Source organism: Bacillus sp. SIMBA_154, from assembly GCF_046536015.1.
In the GTDB taxonomy this organism is placed as follows: domain Bacteria; phylum Bacillota; class Bacilli; order Bacillales; family Bacillaceae; genus Bacillus; species Bacillus pumilus_P.
Map to the genome: position 1 here is coordinate 1 of NZ_JAWJBV010000157.1, position 293 is coordinate 293.

At 51.5% G+C, this 293-nt stretch carries 1 protein-coding gene; it reads left to right on the top strand.

Features of this window, described 5'->3' with window-relative positions:
- On the top strand, positions 1–293 hold a 293-nt coding region (locus R0K30_RS21545), incomplete at both ends, for a hypothetical protein (protein WP_410612838.1).

Sequence of the window (293 nt, forward strand, 5' to 3'; positions counted from 1 at the left end):
GGTGCAGGCACCACTGTCACAGATGGTACTAACACCAGCAACTATGGTGCAGAAGGCCTAACCTTCCTTGACACCAATGGTGATCCATTGGCGAATACCCCAAGCATTACTGCAACAGGTATTGATGCCGGTAACACAGTTATTACCAGCGTACAAAGCGGTCTTGGCGGCGTTGACATTGCAGACGCAACAGGCAACACCTTAACCAACGCGACGAACGTGGGCGACTTACAGAACGCCACCGCAGGATTGACTAACGCCGGTCTTAACTTCATTGGCGATAGTGGCAACTT